This window comes from Labrenzia sp. THAF187b, assembly GCF_009363375.1.
Lineage (GTDB): Bacteria > Pseudomonadota > Alphaproteobacteria > Rhizobiales > Stappiaceae > Roseibium > Roseibium algicola.
Window position 1 is genome coordinate 1053532 of record NZ_CP045344.1, and the last position, 17649, is coordinate 1071180.

Below are 17649 nucleotides of genomic sequence, written 5' to 3' on the forward strand. Positions count from 1 at the left end.
GCCTCCTGTTCCTTCTGGCCCTAAGCGGGGATCGAGCCGGACAGGACCAGCGCGAAGACGAGAGCAAAGACCGAAAACCCTTCCAGCACCGCCGCCGGTGCGAGGGAAATGCCGAAGATTTCCGGCTTGGCCTTGGAAGCATGAATGGCCGAGGCGAGCACCTCGCCCTGGCGAATGCCGGTGTAGAGCATGGTGACGCCGGACAGGAGGCCGATGCCGAAAAGCGCGGCGCCATTGGCTGCATCGATGGTGGGCTGCTGCAACGAGAACATGATCACGATGCCGTAGATCACCTGGGACGACGGCATCAGCGAAACACCGATGAACCGGCCGTAACCACCGTCGCTGTCCAGCATGGCGCCGATCGCGGCGCTACCGCCAAGGGCGCAGCCCCAGGCGCTGCCGATTGCGCCGAGGGCGACCGGCGCGAACAGCCCAAACCAGCCGAGAGCCACAACGAATTCGTTCACAGGCGTGTCTCCTCTTTCTTGAACGGACGGAAAGGCGTGCCCTCGTCCTTCAAACCCCAATTGAAAAATTCAATGACATTCAGACGCAGGCCATGCACGCAGCCGGCGATCAGCCCCAGCCCGATATTGATGGCGTGCCCGAGCACAAGAACCGCGATGGCAATCAGCAGACCGACGCCAGGAACCGCGTGGTTTAGCTGGCCCGAGAGCGAATTGATGGTTTCGGCAAGCGACGCTGCCGCTAGCCCCAGCGCAAACAGGCGCATGTAGCTGAGAACATCAGAGAAGATGTTGACGATACGGGCCAGCGAGGCGAGGCCGTCGAAGACCCTCAGGCCGCCGGTCTTGAGCGATGTCACCTTGCGGTCGCTGCCGAAGATGCCGACCAGCAGGAGCCCACCAACCACCACGACCGGGCCGGCAACCGCAATGAGAGTGCCCTGCCCCAGAAACGTTGCCAGGCCACCGAGTGCCACCAGACACCAGCCGACAGGCTGCAGGCGACCGCTCAGGCTCGTTTCGTGCCAGGCGCGCATCAGGTTGGCAATGACGATATGGGTCACACCGATGGTCAGCGTGATCTTCATCATCGTGTCGACGTCCTTCAGATGCAGCACCTTCAGGCGTGCGAGAAACGTGCCTTCGGGAGGCGCGACCCCGAAGTAGCTACCCGTTGCCACGCCAAAGGCCGCCGTCGAGATCATCAGCCAGACGGACATCCGGAACATGCGCCGGCCCAACGCCGAACCTTTGAAGCGCGCCCGGAACAGGTACAACAGCAGCAGAAGAAGCAGGCCATAGCCCGCGTCCGTCATGATCATGCCGAAGAAGATCACGAAGGAAACATAGACGATTGCCGAAGGGTCCCACCCTCTGTAGCCGGGGGTCTGGTAGAATTCGACCAGATCCTCTCCAGCTTCCAGAGCAGGTCTGTTGTCGAGAAGCGTGGGCGGCGCATCGGCCTCTTCGACATCCGTCACCAGCAGGGCGATGCCGAGACTGTCCGAAAGCGTGCGGACTTCCGCGACCTGGTCCCGCCGCGCCCAGGCCTGAAGCACGAAGACCTGTTCGGTGTCCGCTGTTTCGAGCGACGCCCTGTGGCGGGCAGAATGGTCTCGAGCGGCGGCAAGGTTCTGTGCCAGCACGAACCGCCATTTGGTGAGAGCCTGACGCTGCAGCTCCAGTTCTTCCAGTTGGATGGTTGCATCTTCATGTTGACGGCGAAGCACCGAGAGCGCCTCGGCCCCCACGTGAACGCGCGGCACCGGCATGGCATTTGCCGCCGGTTCTTCCGGAGAAAGCAACACGATGTAGCTGCGGTACTTGTCGCGGTGGACGATCTCCAGGATCTTGTCGGAAGAATCGATCAACTTGAGCTTGGCGTTGGGCACCACGTAGAACCACAGCCGGTGCTCGCCGATTTCGGCCAGGTCGGAAAAGCTGAATTCGCCCCAGGGCTCCACGTCCTGAATGCGCTGATCAAGGCGCGCCACCCGGTCTTCGCAGTCACGGAGCGCCTTGCGGTTGGCGAGCGTCTTTTCGACCACCGCTTCCAGGTCGAAGTCGTCAAGATGGGTGACCGGACGACGCTGCGCCTTGCTGTCCATGAGCCAGCGCAGGGCTTCGCTCGCCTCGCGCCCCCGGCCTGCGGGAACGGCTTCCAGTTCCTTTTGTGCCGAAGTCAGGGGGATCAGATGCAGGGCGCCGAATTCCTGCGTGGCTTCCAGCACCTTGTCCTTGTCCTCAAGGATGCCGACCAGATTCACCTTGACGAGCGGGACAATGGTCATAGCTCGGCCACCGAGGTTTCGGCGCCGCGAGCTGCCGTCTTGCGTTTGGAGATCTTGGCACGGACCACGGCATCGCGTTCCGCGTCCGCCAGGGCCATGCGGATTTTCTTGATGTTGCGTTCCGCCTGCGGGATCAGCACCTTTTCGAACAGGTTGACCCGGCGAGAGATAACCGCTTCGGCCTCGATCAGCCGGGCAATACGCTCCTTGGCAATCTCCCGCTCCTTGTTGAGCCGCAACAGTTCCTGCATGCCTGCGACATAGGGGTCGACCCAATGCGGGCGCGCCAGACGGGAATAGGCTTTCGTCTCGACTTTGATATCCTCCAGGACCGGCAGCCGGGTGCCGGAGAGGTTCTGCTCGCCGACGACGGCCTGCTTCAACACCACGAGCCCTTCCAGCGGGACATGCTTGTTGGCCATCATCGGCAGAGACCGCGCAAGAGCGTTGAATCGCTCCTCATACTCCGCCTCCAGGCGGACGGCTGCTTCCTTCGCCTTGGCGCGCTCGGCCATGATCTGAAGCCTCTTCAGCTCAAGAGACGGCAGGAAGCGCTTGTATTCCGAGAGCTGTCCGCTTTCCCGGGCCAGAGACGACTTGTTGAGGGCCAGCCTTGCCATCAGGCAGCCTCCTCGTCAGACGCCCCGCCGGCAGGTTTCCTTTTCGGGAAATACTTGTCGATCAGCCCCTGCTTCATCAGCAGCTGTTCCGGCTGGAAGCATTCGGCAAGCGTCTGCCAGCACAGGTCGAGCGCCTCCTCCAGAGGCATTGCGACATTGATATCCATGAAACGCCGCCGGAAAAGGCCGCCAAACTTCAGAAGCTGGTGGTCGTATTCCGACAATTCGAACGCCATGGACTGCTTCTGCTCCGCATCGCGCGCGCCGGAATAAAAGCGGATCATGGTGTTCATGATCTGGTTGTGATCCTCACGCGTCACCTTGCCGATCACATGCTGTTTCAAACGTGACAGCGAGCCGAAGGGGTCCAGAACGCCGCTGTGCAGGTAGAACTGGCCTTCGGTGATGTAGCCTGTGTTGTCCGGCACCGGATGGGTGACGTCATTGCCCGGCATTGTCGTAACCGTAAGGATGGTAACCGAGCCTGAACCCTTGAAATCGCAGGCCTTTTCGTAACGGCGGGCCAGCTGGGAATAAAGATCGCCCGGATAACCCCGGTTGGCGGGCACCCGCTCCATCGCAATGGAGACTTCTTTCATGGCATCTGCGAAGGCGGTCATGTCGGTAAGCAGCACCAGAACGCGCTTGCCTTCCTCAACGGCGAATTTTTCCGCAACCGCAAGGGCCATGTCCGGAACCTGCAGGCGCTCGACCACCGGATCGGACGCCTGGTTGATGAACATGACGGTGCGCGGGAAAACGCCCGCATCCTCGAACTGCTGCCGGAAAAAGGCATAGTCATCGAAGATCAGCCCGAGGCCGCCGAACACCACGATATCGGCGTCTGCCTGGATGCCGATACGTGCCAGAAACGGGTTATAGGGTTCGCCGGAAACCGAGAAGATCGGGATCTTCTGGCTTTCCACGAGGCAGTTGAAGATATCGATCATCGGCACATCTGTGCGGATCATGCGCGAGGCAAGTACGCGCTTCATCGGGTTGGCGGACGGTCCGCCGATCGCGACGGAAGGGTCGCTGGACAGATCCGGGCCCCGGTCAATCGGCTGCCCCGCGCCATCGAACACACGGCCCAGGATATTGTCCGAATAGGTGACCTTGGCCGGCTCACCCAGAAAGCGTACGGACGAATTGTTGGCGAGGCCCTTCGTACCGGAATTGACCTGCAGCGAAACCATGTCCCGGTCGATGTTGTTGACCTGTGCGAGAGACGTCGCACCATCGCCTGAATCGACCAGTGCCAGATCACCCAGGCACGGGCGCCCCTCCGACTCGCTCTTCGTCGAAGACACCTGAATGCGAATGATATCGCCAACGATATCGACAATCCGTGTGTGGGAGACCAGCATCAACGCCCCCTTGGGAAGGAAATTAACTCACATCGGGCCAAACCCGTTCTGCTGCAACGCAAACCATCTTAGGCGGGTTTTTCGATCCCGCACAACCTGTACTGTTGCCCGGCACCCAACTCGCTTCAACCAAAATGAAGTTAAGAGAGAAATGATTGCGTTCGTATGACTTGCATCAAAGTGCTCATGCCAGAGGCAGAAGGCCTGTTCCCGCACTGCCGCAACCCCATTTCACTTGCGTTAGCGGCGGGCCGACGTCGCTGATCCGCTTAATTCCGGCAAAAGCCCGGGGAAAAGCAGCATTCCGGAAAACGTGCAGTTGCGCTGCACAAATTTAAAGCAACTTTCAAACGATCCACCTGATATTCTACCTATATATTGGAATATCAATTCTCCAAGTTCCCGATCATTCTTCATGATCGTTTCTTTTTCACGATCACGCGCCTTCCCGCCATTGTTGATCTTCAGTCATCTGAATTTTTTCCCAAGAGGAAGATTTTTAAGCATGCGCAAAACCACCCGGATAGGTTTAAGGTCAGTTGTATTCGCCATTTTTTCTTCACTTTTGTTAAAATGTGATATTTTTTAGGCAAAGCGCTTTGAAATTTCCCGACATCCGGTTGCACAACCTATGCCGGTAACCCGGTCGCATTGCTGGCGGCCCTGGAGGAAAAGTTGACGGACCAAGTGACTGATCACGCCCTGGAACTGCCTTCATCGTCCAAGTCATCCAAGAAATCCCAAACAGGCCGGCACGCCACTGACGCAGATAGCGCGGCGAAAAGACCCGAGGACCGCAGCCCTCCGGTGCGCAGCGACATCGGCACGATCCTCCTGCACTGGACACTGGTTGTGGCGATCGTGACCAGCCTGGTCACCGGCATGCGCCTGTCGGCGGATGCGGAACACGCCTGGTTCTCCAAGCTTTTCGAACCGATCCTGCCACAGGGTGAAATCTGGACCTGGCACTATGTGTCGGCGATATTCGTTCTGGCAGTTATCTTTGCCTATGCGGCCTACATGACGCTTGGCCGACTGAAACGGCGCATTTCCTCCAAGAAGATCGTTGTCCTGACGCTTCCCGCCAGCACCAAGCTGCGCCTGGCCGCGGTCAACGTCATCGCCTACTGGATCCTGTTCGGGGCAGTGCTCACCCTGTCGGCGACGGGCGTCCTGCTTTATATCGGTCATGGCGGCATCTGGGTGACGGTGCATTACACGGCCGCCCTTGTGGTGCTGACCTATATCGTTGCCCATGTGGTGCTGCATTATTGCTATGGCGGCGTTGCCCAGTTGCTGCGGCTGTTCCGTCCGCAGGCGCTGCGCCGCTTCCCGGGCATGAGCCGTCACCCGCTGGCCCTGGCGACTGCCCTGGGCGCAATCGTGCTTGTTGGCGCCGTCAGCCTCGATTTCGGCACACGCGACAGTCTTGTCGTTGCCAAGGGCACCACCCTGCCGGAGCTGGACGGCACGCTGGACGATCCGGTCTGGCAGGACGCCACTCCTGTTTTCATCCGGACACAGCAAGGCTCGAACCTGGACGGAACGGGAGAATCCACCGTCGAAGTACGTGCCGTCCAGGTGGGGGACAAGATCGCGTTTGCCTTCCGCTGGGAAGACAAGAACCGGTCGCTGAAGCGGCATCCGCTGATCAAGCGTGAAGACGGCTGGCACATGCTGAACAACCGGGCCGACATTTCCGACGAGACCGCCTACTACGAGGACAAGTTCTCGGTTGCCTTTTCCACCACCGACACCTTTGGCGGCGGTGGCGCCACCCACATGGGCCCGAAGCCCCTGAGTGACAAACCAGGTGCCTTCAACTACCGCGGCCTGCACTATACGACCGACGGCAGTCTGGTGGATGTGTGGCAATGGAAAGCGTCCCGTGGCGGCATGCTGGGACGCGTCGACGACATGCATTTCGCGACGCCGGTGGAACCGAACGAAGCCCAGGCTGCCGGCAAGAGCCGCTACAGCGCCGGCTACAATGCCGACGAAGGCAAGGCTTTCTACGTCTACAACTACATCGGCGATCCCGTGACCCACTACCACGGGACCGTCGGCGTGCGCCGGCTTCCGGCTGACTATCAGAAAATGACATCACTGATGGGCACCATCGATCTTTCCACCGAAGTGAGCGAAGACGAGGGGTCGCAGTGGTGGATGTTCGAAAACGAAAGCGTGCCGTACTCGCCGGAAAAGGACGCGGAGATCCCGGTCGGGACGGTTATTCCGGGAGTTCTCATCGAGGGTGAATACTCCGGCAGCCGGGCAGATCTGATGGGTGGGTCCAGGTGGCAGGACGACCATTGGACGCTTGAAGTCGTCCGGGACATGGATACCGGCCAGAGCCAGGACCTTGCCATGACGGACGGTCTTTTCCTGTGGGTCTCTGCCTTCGACCACAACCAGACCCGCCACACCCGCCATTCCCGTCCCGTGCGGCTGACCTTCAATTGAGGCCTGCCCTTCCCGCCTTTCCTGTCTTTTCCGGACGTTTCTTTCAACGGATGTAATTACCCATGTCGAAAAGCACCTGTACGGTCACCATCAACGGGAAGGCCATCAAGGCCAATGTCGGCGACACGCTGATCGACGCCGGGCTCGGCGGACGCCTCGTCATCCCGCACGACTGCTGTTCCGGCCAATGCGAAACCTGCCGGGTTCGCGTTTTGAGCGGGCAGATCGACGACATGGGCACCCGGGAAAAGGACACCGTGCTCGGATGCCTTTCCGTTCTGGAAGGCGATGCCGAGATCGCCTATGACCCGGTACCGCTGGTGAAGACCACAAAGGGAACGGTGGAAAGCATTCGGCCGATCAAGGACGGGTACCTGGAAGTTCGGGTCAAGACGGCGCGGCCCGTGCCCTGGCTGCCGGGGCAGTATCTGCGCGCAACCTTTGCAGGATATCCGCCGCGCGACTACAGCCCGACAACCCCGCTCAACCTGGATGCGGAAGAGAATGTCCTTGTGTTTCACATCAAGGTCTACCCGGACAGCATCGTATCGTCGAAGCTGGGCAAGGAAATTGCCAAGGGACATGCCGTCAAGCTGCGAGGCCCATTCGGCAATGCGTTTTTGCGGCGGCAGCAGAACCCGATCCTGCTCACCTCGACCGGCACCGGGTTCGCACCGATCTGGTCGATCGCCGTTGCTGCAAGCCTGGGCCAGACCGGCCGTGAAATCCGCATCATTGCCGGGTCGAGAACCCGGGACGGGATCTACATGCGCGACGCGGTTCGCTGGCTGCAAGGCCGAGGCATTCCGATCACCCTGACGGCAGGCGATGGCGACGACGAGACGGTGCGCAAAGCGCGCCCGCATGAACTGGTCGGACAACTTACACCCGATCACGTCGTCTATTCGGCCGGTGCGCCGTCACATGTCGACGCCATGCGGGAGATCGCGCTAGGCGCAGGGGCAACCTTCTACGCCGATCCGTTTTTTGTGGCGGAAGAAGAAAGTGGCCTGCTGGCCCTTGCTGGAAACCTTATCCGAAAGGCATCCGCACCGTTTACCTCGGCTTCCGCCGGCTGACGCCAGAGCGCTACACCTGCCTCTCCTGAAAGCGAGCGGTCTTGCCGACTATTGCGCGGCGGTTGTCAGAGACCGTTCGCCGGCATAGATCAGCTCTTCGGTGCTGGCGACAGGCATGGGTCTGCCCAGGTAGTAGCCCTGCGCTTCCGTGCAGCCGATTTCGGTCAGCATGTCGAGAAGCTGCTTGGTCTCCACACCTTCGGCGGTGGTGGTCATGTTGAGATTGTTGGCCAGTTCGATGACCGCTTTCACGATGGAAATGGAATCGTCCGAATAGGCCATCGACCGGACGAAGGACTGGTCGATCTTGATCTTGTCGAACGGGAACCGGCGCAGGTAGCTGAGCGAGGAATAGCCGGTTCCGAAATCGTCCATGGACACTTTCACGCCCAGCGACTTGGCCTGGCGCAGCGAATCCAGAACATCTTCTGAATCGGTCAGAAGCACGCTTTCGGTCACTTCCAGTTCGAGACGGTCGGCCTTGAGACCCGTCTGGGTCAGGGCATCGATCAGCACCGGACCAAATGCGTGGCCGCGCAGCTGCCGGGGTGACAGGTTGACCGCGATCCTGAGGTGGTCCGGCCAATTGGACGCGATCCGGCATGCTTCCTTCAACACCCATTCGCCCAACTGGATGATCAGGCCGGTATCTTCGGCAAGCGGAATGAAATCAGCCGGAGAAACCATGCCCCGTGTCGGATGGTTCCAGCGCACCAGCGCCTCGAAGCCGGACACCCGGTCGTCCACGAGCGTGTATTGCGGCTGGAAATAAAGCTCCAGTTCGCCATTGGCGACCGCGGTCCTGAGGTCGGTGATAAGCTCTCGCCGGTCGTTCACGGCCGTGCCCATGTCCTGCTCAAAGAAGCGGTAGGTATTGCGACCGTCTTCCTTGGCCCGGTAGAGCGCAAGGTCCGCCTGCTTGAACAGTTCGTCGCCTGCAGTGCCGTCGGCCCTGGCAATTGTGATGCCGATGCTGACGCCGATTACGAGTTCATGATCCGTGATCTGGAACGGTTGGGAAATCTCCCAGATGACCGATTGCGCCAGTTCCTCGACATCAGCAAGCCTGCAGGGCAGACCGGTGAGGATCGCAAATTCGTCGCCGCCAAGGCGGACAACAACGTCCTTTCGGCCGATGAGGGCGCGCAGACGCTCCGCCACCTGCCGCAAGAGTTCGTCGCCAATCGGGTGCCCAAGGCTGTCGTTGACCGTTTTGAACTCGTCCAGATCGAGGCACAGAATGGCGAACTCGCCGCCCTTGACCAGTTGCTGGTTCAACAGCATGTCCAGCTGGTCCCGGAATTCGATGCGGTTTGGCAGCTGTGTCAGAAGGTCGTGACGCGCCAGGAACGCCAGCCGGTCGCGGGCTTCCTGCCGCTCAGTGATGTCTTCGGATATCGCCACCCAGCCACCTTCCGCCAGCGGCTGGCGGGTGGTCAGGACGATACGGCCCGAGCGGATCTTCACCATTTCGGTGCTTTGCGAGCCACCTGAATACCTGTGATCTCCCATCCTGGAATCGTGCAGAGCCATGTCACCGGTTTCAACGGCATCAACTTTCTGCAGCGTTGCGAGCTGAGCAGCCGTCATACCCGACTTTATCCTGCCCGGCTCGACTTCGAACAATTCGGCGTAGCGCTGGTTCGAAACAATCAACCTGCCATCGACGTCGAACATGCACAGACCGTGCGACATGTTGTTGAGAGCAGCATCAAAGAGGACGTTCTGCTCGCGCAACTGGGCTTCCTGAGAGCGCAGGATGGAGTTCTTTTCGTGCACGCGTTCGCGCAAGGCGTCGCGCTCCTTGACGGATCGCTGCAAGGAAACGACCGATCTGGCGATGTCACCGACTTCGTCCAGCCGCTCGGTTCCAACCACCTTGCTTTCGAAGTCGCCCGCTGCAATGCCGGTCAATACGCGCGTGATCTTGGTCAGCGGCCGGGTAATCTGCCGCGACATGAGAAAGGCGACAGCAGCGAAAGCCACCAGCGCGATCAGTCCGAACAGGAACAGCCGCCGGAGCAGCTTTGCTTCTTCTTCGGTGCCGATACGGATCAGTTTGTTCTGGATTTCGGTCAGCGCCGCGATGGGGGTCAGCGCACAGACAGTCATGGGAACGACAGGAACACCGCATTCGATGACATGCTCACCGTCCAGGGTGATGTTCGGCGTTTCTTTCGAGCGGGTGAGATCCGAATAGTTTCCGGTGAAATTCGCCGTGGAAATGATCTGGTCGTCGAAAACGATCGCCATTTCGAAGGAATTGATTTTTGCCAGATCCGCCAGGAGTGGCTCTTCCGGCCGCAGCCAACGTTGCGCGACAAGTCCGCCGATCACATAGCCGAAATCATCGAAAACCGGGACAAACGCGATCTGAGACACTTCATTGACCCGATCGCCTGGCACAAAGACACCCGTTTCGGACTTCGGCAAGACGCCGGAGTAAGTCAGCTTCTCTCCCGGGAAGCTGTCTTTCAGCGACTTGGCGACCTCGTTGAAGAAGCTCAGACCCTGCATCTTGGACCCCAGTTCGACGAGGTCCGCAGAATAGGAGGAGGCGCCGATCACATGGCCTTCCTCATCCAGAACGACGATGCCGTCCACATCCGCCAGTTTCGCGGCCGGGCCGAGCAGTTCCGACATGGCCACGACATTGCGTGACTCAACGGCCTTGGCGGTATCCACCCTCTCCGACAACGCATTTATGCGCCGAAGCCTGTCCTGAAACAGGAACTCCATACGGGTCCCGGCAAGCTTCACGTCGGCGGACAGGGTTTCCACAAGACGCGCGCGGGAAAGCTCCAGAAGCTCGGCCTCCTGACGCTGCATGCTGTCTTCAAGCTGGAAAGCCACCAGTCCGATAAGACCGGCAAATGCACACACCGCCGTGAAAACGGCGCCGTATGTATAATGCCAGAGAAGGGACGAGTGACGGATCATGTGGACCAATTGGGTTATCTACCGACGGGTACGCCACCGTAGTTACTGATCAATGTGTGAGCCTGACCCGACTGGGCGTAGTCGATGAAGGCCTTCATCTCATCGTCCAGCGTGCCTTCCTTGTAGATCAAGGCGAGGGTTACCGAACTCGGGTACCCCGGATCAGTCGGATGGTGACCATCGATCTTGAGGACCGACAGTCCGTCTTCAAGCGGCTTCGAATAAGGACCGAAAGCAATCGCGCCTTCGACTTCGCGCGCGCTGGAAATTGCTTCCTGGGTGGTAAGGGCCGTTTTCGAGCGCGGCGAGAACTCCATATCCGCCCAGCCCGGCATCGACGATTTCAAAACCTGCAAGGTGCTGTCCGCGTCTTCGCGGCGGACGAGGCGGACACGCAGATCGGCACCGCCTAGTTCAGACCAGTTGGCTATTTCACCGGTATACAATTTGACGAGTTCTTCACTGGTCAAAGCATCGATACCGGTGGACGGATGCGTGAAGATTGCGCTGGGGATTTTTGCAATCGGCAGGTAAACGAGGCCATATTCCACCTCGCTGTCCTTCAAGGGACGCGCGACCCGGCCCAACCGCTCCGTGCCGGAGCTGACGGCAGCGATACCGCCACCCGAGCCAATGCTCGGTGGAATTTCAAGATTGATATCGGGACGATTCTCGACAAAGCCCGCACCAATTTCCTGAAGCATTTCAAGGCCATCACCCGTGCCTACTACTTTTAGCGGGCCCTGTGCCGACGAAACTTCAGTGTGTAAGAAAAAAGTGCAAAGGGACAATGCCAAGGCAAAAGCCAAACTACGCATTTTTATCACCCAAAAATTGACGGTACTATCTAGAGTGACATATTCAAGTTAATTAAACGCTAAACCCCCGCGATAAATTACAATAAATGTGTAGTCTAATTAAAGTAATGAAATAAAAGCAAAATAATCCTGAAATTAAAATTCGATCTGATTTGGGCAATATTTTCCTAGTAGGAATAATTTACCGACTTAGCAAATTTGTTCACCCAATAAATTGACCGGTAAACATGACCTGACTACCACCAAGAAAGATGTATTCGATACAACCTTAGATTTTCTTTTCGCGCAAACATCAAGTTGCATGATTTATGCTGCAGGGTAGATTCACTGCTGATCAACGCTTACATCTAATTCGGGTAGCGAGAAAATTTACAACCTCATGCTTGCGCAAAACTTGCCGGTTGGATTTTCGACCCTGTCAGCGGTGGGCAACAGGGCCGCTATTCAACAAACCAGCGGCGCGGCGCTGGCCCTCACTATCAGCTCTACATCAACCATCACCGGTTCCATCTCGACGTCTGACCTGGTGTGCGCAACGTCAATACAATCCAGCAGGAGGGAAACTGCCCTGGCACCAAGCGCGCGCCGGTCCTGCCGAATGGTTGTAAGTGCCGGGACATAAAACTCCGACAGCTCGATATCATCGAACCCGACGACGGAAATATCCTCCGGAACGCGGACACCGTTTGCGGTCAGGGTCGAGATCAGCCCGAAGGCAACCTGGTCCGACGCACAGAAAACCGCTGTTGGCCGATCGTTCATCTCCAGGATCCTCTCACCTGCCATCCGGCCGGATTCCAGGGAAAAGTCGCCCCGGATGATCCATTCCTCCCGGGCAGGCAGCTCCAGCCTTGCACGTTCGGCCAGCATGCCTTCGCGCCGGGCATGCGTCAGAACATTTTCCTGCGGACCCGTGATATGGGCAATCTTGCGATGGCCAAGGTCATACAGGTGCCGGACGGCCAGTTGCGCCCCGCGAACGTTGTCACTGCGCACGGAAGGCAACGCGACGTCGTGCGCCCATTCACATGCAAAGACGATCTTGCCGGAGACGCCGTTGTCTTCGAACAGCTGCAATTCCTGGTGGGAGATTGCTCCGTCCAGACAGATCATGCCGTCGATCTGGGCGTCCAGAAAGTAGTCGACCACGTGTTTGCCACTGGTCGCATGGTCCTTGGTATCGGCGATCAGGACGGAATAGTCACGGTTGCCGAAGGATGCACTTATCCCGGCCAGGATCTGGGAAAAGAACGGATTGCCGAGGTTTGGCACCAGAACCAGGATGGCTCCGGCCTGCTGGGTGCGCAGGTTACGCGCTGCACGGTTGACCCGGTAACCGGTAGAGCGGATCGCCGCGAAGACGATGTCGCGGGTTGCCTCTGTCAAAAGTTCAGGATTGCTCAGCGCCCGGCTGACTGTTGCGGTCGATACGCCCGCCTCTTTGGCAACATCTTGAATTCGTGCTATTTTCTGGGCCAAGGCCTTCTCCGGTATTTCTCTTTTTTGAGCCTGGGCGCCTGCCGCCATGACGGCCGGTTCGTCCTCGAAACTGTCTGATCCGACATTCCGGGTTGACACAAGACCGTTTCCCGAGAATGATGAATGTAATCGATTACATATAGCATACAATAAAATGTAATCGATTACAAAATGCGGTGGAGGCCGCATGGTGAGGACAATCGGACAGTTCACGTTCGATGGGAGGAAATGATGAAAGCACTACGTGCAGTTTTTGCAGCAACGACCGCCCTTTGTGCAGCAACGGCCGCGAATGCGACCGATCTGGAAGTCACCCACTGGTGGACTTCAGGCGGCGAAGCGGCTGCGGTTGCCGAATTCGCAAAGGCATTCGACGCGACCGGCAACAAGTGGGTTGACGGTGCGATTGCCGGTTCCGGCGGCACAGCCCGCCCGATCATGATCAGCCGTATCACCGGTGGCGACCCGATGGGTGCAACGCAGTTCAACCATGGCCGCCAGGCAGAGGAACTGGTGGAAGCCGGCCTGATGCGCGACCTCACGGACATTGCAGAGGAAGGCAACTGGAAAGAAGTCATCCATCCCTCCAGTCTGCTCGACAGCTGCACGCTGGATGGCCGCATCTATTGCGTTCCGGTCAACATTCATTCGCAGCAGTGGCTCTGGCTGAACAACAAGGTGTTCGAGGACAACGGCCTGGCGGTTCCGACCAACTGGGACGAATACGCTGCCGCAGCACCCAAGCTTCAGGAGGCGGGCATCGTGCCGCTGGCCATGGGGCAGCAGCCCTGGCAGACGACACTGGCGTTCCAGGTGCTTCTCACCGCACTCGCCGGACCCGAGGCCTATACGAAGATCTTCGGCGAGAAGGATGCAGAGCTTGCCGGTAGCGAGGAAATGGCAAAGGTCTTCCAGGCTGCCGCGACTGCTCGCGACATGTCCAAGGACTCCAACGTCCAGGGCTGGAACGATGCCACCACCATGGTCATCACCGGCAAGGCCGCGGGCCAGATCATGGGTGACTGGGCGCAGGGTGAGTTCCAGGTCGCCAACCAGGTTGCCGGCGAGGACTACACCTGCCTGCCCGGCCTTGGCGTCAACGAGGTCATCATGACCGGCGGCGACGCGTTCTACTTCCCGAAAGTGGACGACCCGGCCATCACCGAAGCCCAGGGCGAACTGGCAAAGGTCATGCTTTCCCCGGAAGCCCAGGTTGCCTTCAACCTGAAGAAAGGCTCGCTGCCAGTGCGTGGCGACGTCGATCTGGCGGCTGCAAACGACTGCATGAAGAAGGGCCTCGACATCCTGGCCAAAGGCAATGTCATCCAGTCTCCGGACCAGTTGATGTCCGCCGACAGCCTGACCCAGGTGAACGACCTCTTCGTCGAGTTCTTCAACAACCCGTCCATGACCGCTGAAGACGCACAGTCGATGTTCGCGTCGATCGTCGGCAACGCCGACTAACAGCGGAAAAAGGCCCGCCGCCCGCGCCGCACGGTCCCAACTTTACCGGGACAGCGGCCAGGTGGCGTCCTCCAGCCCTGCGCGCTCCGGCGCGCAGGGAGCGCCCGACATCACCCTGGACGTCTCGACAAGGAAGTTTTCGGCATGGCCGCAGCTACGCGCCCCGCGAGGTGGCATCGGAACATCAGCGCCAAGGTGGCCGCGGTTCCGATGATCATCACCGCCGTGGTGGTCTTCATCGGCGGAACCGCCTGGACGGTTCTTTATTCCTTCACCAACTCCAAGCTCCTGCCGCGTGAGAAATTCGTCGGTCTTGCCCAGTACGACCGGCTGTGGAGCAGCAGCAAGTGGCTGATCTCCATCGAGAACCTGGCCATCTACGGAGCTTTCTCGCTGATTTTCTCGCTGCTGATCGGCTTCATGCTGGCGGCCCTGCTCGACCAGAAGATTCGGTTCGAGGACACGTTCAGAACAATCCTGCTCTATCCCTTCGCGCTCAGCTTCATCGTCACGGGACTGGCATGGCAGTGGATTCTCAATCCCGACTTCGGCATCCAGCACGTGGTGCGCAGCCTCGGTTGGGAGAGTTTCAATTTCGACCCGCTCTACAATCCCGAGATCGTCATCTATGGCATCCTCATCGCCGGCCTTTGGCAGGGAACCGGGCTGATCATGTGCCTGATGCTGGCAGGTCTTCGGGGGATTGACGAGGACATCTGGAAGGCCGCCAAGATCGACGGCATCCCGATGTGGAAGACCTATCTCTTCATCGTCATTCCGATGATGCGCGGCATCTTCATCACCGCAATCGTGCTGATCGCCTCCGGCATCATCAAGGTCTACGACCTGGTCGTCGCCCAGACCGGCGGGGGGCCCGGCATTTCCTCCGAAGTTCCGGCCAAATACGTCTATGACGCCATGTTCCTGTCGCAGAACCTCGGCCAGGGCTTTGCCGCCTCCACCATGATGCTGCTGACGGTCGTCATTATCGTCGTGCCCTGGGCCTATCTCGAGTTCGGAGGCAAGCGCAAATGACCAAGACGCCTCACCTGCTCAAAGGCTCGATGAAATACGATACCGGCCCGGCCGAAGCCGGCCCCGACCGGGCGCTCCGCCACGGCGACGGCACGCCATCCGGCAGCCGGATGGTCGAAGGCCCCGCCGGCCGCAAGCCACGCAAGGCGCTGTCCCGCAGGAACATCCTGATCTACGGCACGCTGATCGTCGTCTGCCTCTATTACCTGCTGCCGCTTTACGTGATGATCGTCACCTCGCTGAAGGGCATGCCGGAGATCCGGCTTGGCAACATCTTTTCACCGCCCGTGGAGATCACCTTCCAGCCCTGGGTGAAGGCCTGGGCGGAAGCCTGCACCGGCCTCAACTGCGATGGCCTGTCACGCGGCTTCTTCAATTCGGTCAAGATCCTGATCCCGTCCGTGATCCTGTCGATCGTGATTGCCTCGGTAAACGGATATGCGCTTGCCAACTGGCGCTTCAAGGGCTCGGAAACCTTCTTCACGATCCTGATCGTCGGAGCCTTCATTCCCTACCAGGTGATGATCTATCCGATCGTGATCATGCTGCGGGAAATCGGCCTTTACGGCAGCCTGACCGGGCTGGTGATCGTGCACACAATCTTCGGCATGCCCATCCTGACACTGCTGTTCCGCAACTATTTCGCCTCCGTGCCGCAGGAACTGTTCAAGGCGGCGCGCGTGGACGGGGCCGGGTTCTGGGCAATCTACTTCCAGATCATGGTGCCGATGAGCCTGCCGATCTTCGTTGTCGCCATGATCCTGCAGGTGACCGGCATCTGGAACGACTTCCTGTTCGGCGTGATCTACACCAAGCCGGACCTCTATCCGATGACGGTGCAGCTCAACAACATCGTCAATTCCACGCAAGGGGTGAAGGAATACAACGTCAACATGGCCGCGACCATTCTGACCGGCCTCGTACCCCTCACCATCTACTTCATCTCCGGAAAACTCTTCGTGCGCGGCATCGCCGCCGGTGCGGTGAAAGGCTAACGAGACGACCCATGGAACCAAGTATCTCCATCAAGAACCTTTCCCTGAGTTTCGGAAGCCTGGATGTTCTGAAGGATCTCAACCTCGATGTCGGCCAGGGTGAGTTTCTCGTGCTGCTCGGCTCTTCGGGCTGCGGAAAATCAACCCTTTTGAACTGCATTGCCGGGCTGCTGGACGTGACCGGCGGGCAGATCTTCATCGGCGGGCGCAACGTGACCTGGGCGGAGCCTTCCCAGCGTGGCATCGGCATGGTGTTCCAGTCCTATGCGCTCTACCCGCAGATGACCGTCGCCGGCAACCTGAGCTTCGGCCTGAAGAACGCGGGCCTGCCCAAGGCGGAAATCCAGGAGCGGGTGAACCGGGCCGCAAAGGTCCTGCAGATCGAACCGCTGCTCAACCGCAAGCCGGCCGCCCTTTCCGGTGGCCAGCGCCAGCGTGCCGCCATCGGCCGGGCTCTGGTGCGCGATGCCGACGTTTTCCTGTTCGACGAACCGCTGTCGAACCTGGACGCCAAGCTGCGGGCGGACCTGCGGGTCGAGATCAAGCAGCTGCACCAGAAGCTGTCCAACACCATGATCTACGTCACCCACGACCAGATCGAGGCCATGACGCTGGCCGACCGGATTGCCATCATGCGTGGTGGCCAGATCCTGCAGCTGGCCTCCCCCAACGAGATCTACAACCGGCCGGCCAACAAGTATGTGGCCGAGTTCATCGGTTCGCCGACCATGAATTTCTTTGAAGGAGAGCTGGAAGAAACCGGCGGAAATTACCGGTTCGCGTCAGGCGGAAAGACCTTCTCGCTTGACGGATACACCTTCCAGAACGGCCCTCCTGCAGCAGGCGCAGCCTGGTTCGGCATCCGTCCGGAACACATGGTCAGCGGCGCGGAAGCAGACACCGCGCTCGTGCGGTTGGATGGGCAGGTGGAACTGGTGGAGCCGCTCGGTTCGGACACGCTTGTCCGCTTTACCACCGGCGACCAGACGCTGTGGGTGCGCATGGACGGCCAGGCGAACATCCGGCACGGCGACGCAATCACGGTCGGGTTCGATCCCGCCCGCGCCAATCTTTTCGACAAAACCTCGGAATCCCGGCTCTAGGCCGGTCCTTAACCACTTCAGGACAA

General features: G+C 59.3%; 13 protein-coding genes. 6 read left to right on the forward strand and 7 right to left on the reverse strand.

Going from position 1 to position 17649, the window contains the following annotated elements:
• Positions 1 to 20: 20 nt before the first annotated feature.
• Genes FIV03_RS04870 through FIV03_RS04885 form a run of 4 tightly spaced genes read right to left on the reverse strand, consistent with a single transcriptional unit; the run spans position 21 to position 4247 of the window.
• Positions 21 to 470, reverse strand: a complete 450-nt coding sequence (locus FIV03_RS04870; protein WP_006939055.1) for an ATP synthase subunit C — start codon at positions 468 to 470, stop codon at positions 21 to 23.
• Entirely contained in the window at positions 467 to 2260 is a 1794-nt protein-coding gene (locus FIV03_RS04875; protein ID WP_152508856.1) for a V-type ATP synthase subunit I, read from the reverse strand. Before FIV03_RS04875 ends, FIV03_RS04870 begins: the two co-directional genes overlap by 4 nt.
• Entirely contained in the window at positions 2257 to 2880 is a 624-nt protein-coding gene (locus FIV03_RS04880; RefSeq protein ID WP_152508857.1) for a V-type ATP synthase subunit D, read from the reverse strand. Before FIV03_RS04880 ends, FIV03_RS04875 begins: the two co-directional genes overlap by 4 nt.
• Positions 2880 to 4247, reverse strand: a complete 1368-nt coding sequence (locus FIV03_RS04885) for a V-type ATP synthase subunit B (protein WP_152508858.1) — start codon at positions 4245 to 4247, stop codon at positions 2880 to 2882. Before FIV03_RS04885 ends, FIV03_RS04880 begins: the two co-directional genes overlap by 1 nt.
• Before the next feature lie 675 nt (positions 4248 to 4922).
• Between FIV03_RS04885 and FIV03_RS04890 the strand changes: the two genes are divergently transcribed.
• Together FIV03_RS04890 and FIV03_RS04895 are read left to right on the forward strand one after the other, a co-directional pair.
• Positions 4923 to 6710: an ethylbenzene dehydrogenase-related protein gene (locus FIV03_RS04890; RefSeq protein WP_286202265.1), complete on the forward strand. Its 1788-nt coding sequence runs from the start codon at positions 4923 to 4925 to the stop codon at positions 6708 to 6710.
• A gap of 62 nt (positions 6711 to 6772) precedes the next feature.
• A complete protein-coding gene (locus FIV03_RS04895; protein WP_022999276.1) occupies positions 6773 to 7789 on the forward strand; it encodes a 2Fe-2S iron-sulfur cluster-binding protein in 1017 nt (338 codons plus the stop codon).
• A 48-nt stretch (positions 7790 to 7837) separates the two neighbouring features.
• Here the strand turns inward: FIV03_RS04895 and FIV03_RS04900 are convergent, their stop codons facing one another.
• From FIV03_RS04900 to FIV03_RS04910, 3 genes are all read right to left on the reverse strand, one after another.
• Positions 7838 to 10729 (reverse strand): EAL domain-containing protein, encoded by a 2892-nt coding sequence (locus FIV03_RS04900; RefSeq protein ID WP_286202297.1) that lies wholly within the window; start codon positions 10727 to 10729, stop codon positions 7838 to 7840.
• 14 nt (positions 10730 to 10743) lie between these two features.
• A complete protein-coding gene (locus tag FIV03_RS04905; RefSeq protein WP_152508860.1) occupies positions 10744 to 11547 on the reverse strand; it encodes a substrate-binding domain-containing protein in 804 nt (267 codons plus the stop codon).
• A gap of 444 nt (positions 11548 to 11991) precedes the next feature.
• Entirely contained in the window at positions 11992 to 13026 is a 1035-nt protein-coding gene (locus FIV03_RS04910; RefSeq protein WP_152508861.1) for a LacI family DNA-binding transcriptional regulator, read from the reverse strand.
• Positions 13027 to 13254: 228 nt separating this feature from the next.
• On the opposite strand from FIV03_RS04910, the gene FIV03_RS04915 reads away from it, so the two are divergent.
• The 4 genes from FIV03_RS04915 to FIV03_RS04930 all read left to right on the forward strand — a co-directional run bounded on the left by FIV03_RS04915 (position 13255) and on the right by FIV03_RS04930 (position 17623).
• Positions 13255 to 14490 carry an ABC transporter substrate-binding protein gene (locus FIV03_RS04915; protein WP_022999280.1) on the forward strand — a complete coding sequence of 412 codons (1236 nt, stop codon included), beginning with the start codon at positions 13255 to 13257 and terminating at the stop codon, positions 14488 to 14490.
• Between the two features lie 144 nt (positions 14491 to 14634).
• Positions 14635 to 15525, forward strand: coding sequence for a sugar ABC transporter permease (locus FIV03_RS04920; protein WP_055656892.1), 891 nt, complete (start codon positions 14635 to 14637; stop codon positions 15523 to 15525).
• Between the two features lie 110 nt (positions 15526 to 15635).
• A complete protein-coding gene (locus tag FIV03_RS04925; RefSeq protein WP_152511822.1) occupies positions 15636 to 16520 on the forward strand; it encodes a carbohydrate ABC transporter permease in 885 nt (294 codons plus the stop codon).
• 11 nt (positions 16521 to 16531) lie between these two features.
• Positions 16532 to 17623, forward strand: a complete 1092-nt coding sequence (locus tag FIV03_RS04930; protein WP_152508862.1) for an ABC transporter ATP-binding protein — start codon at positions 16532 to 16534, stop codon at positions 17621 to 17623.
• The last annotated feature ends 26 nt before the right edge of the window (positions 17624 to 17649 follow it).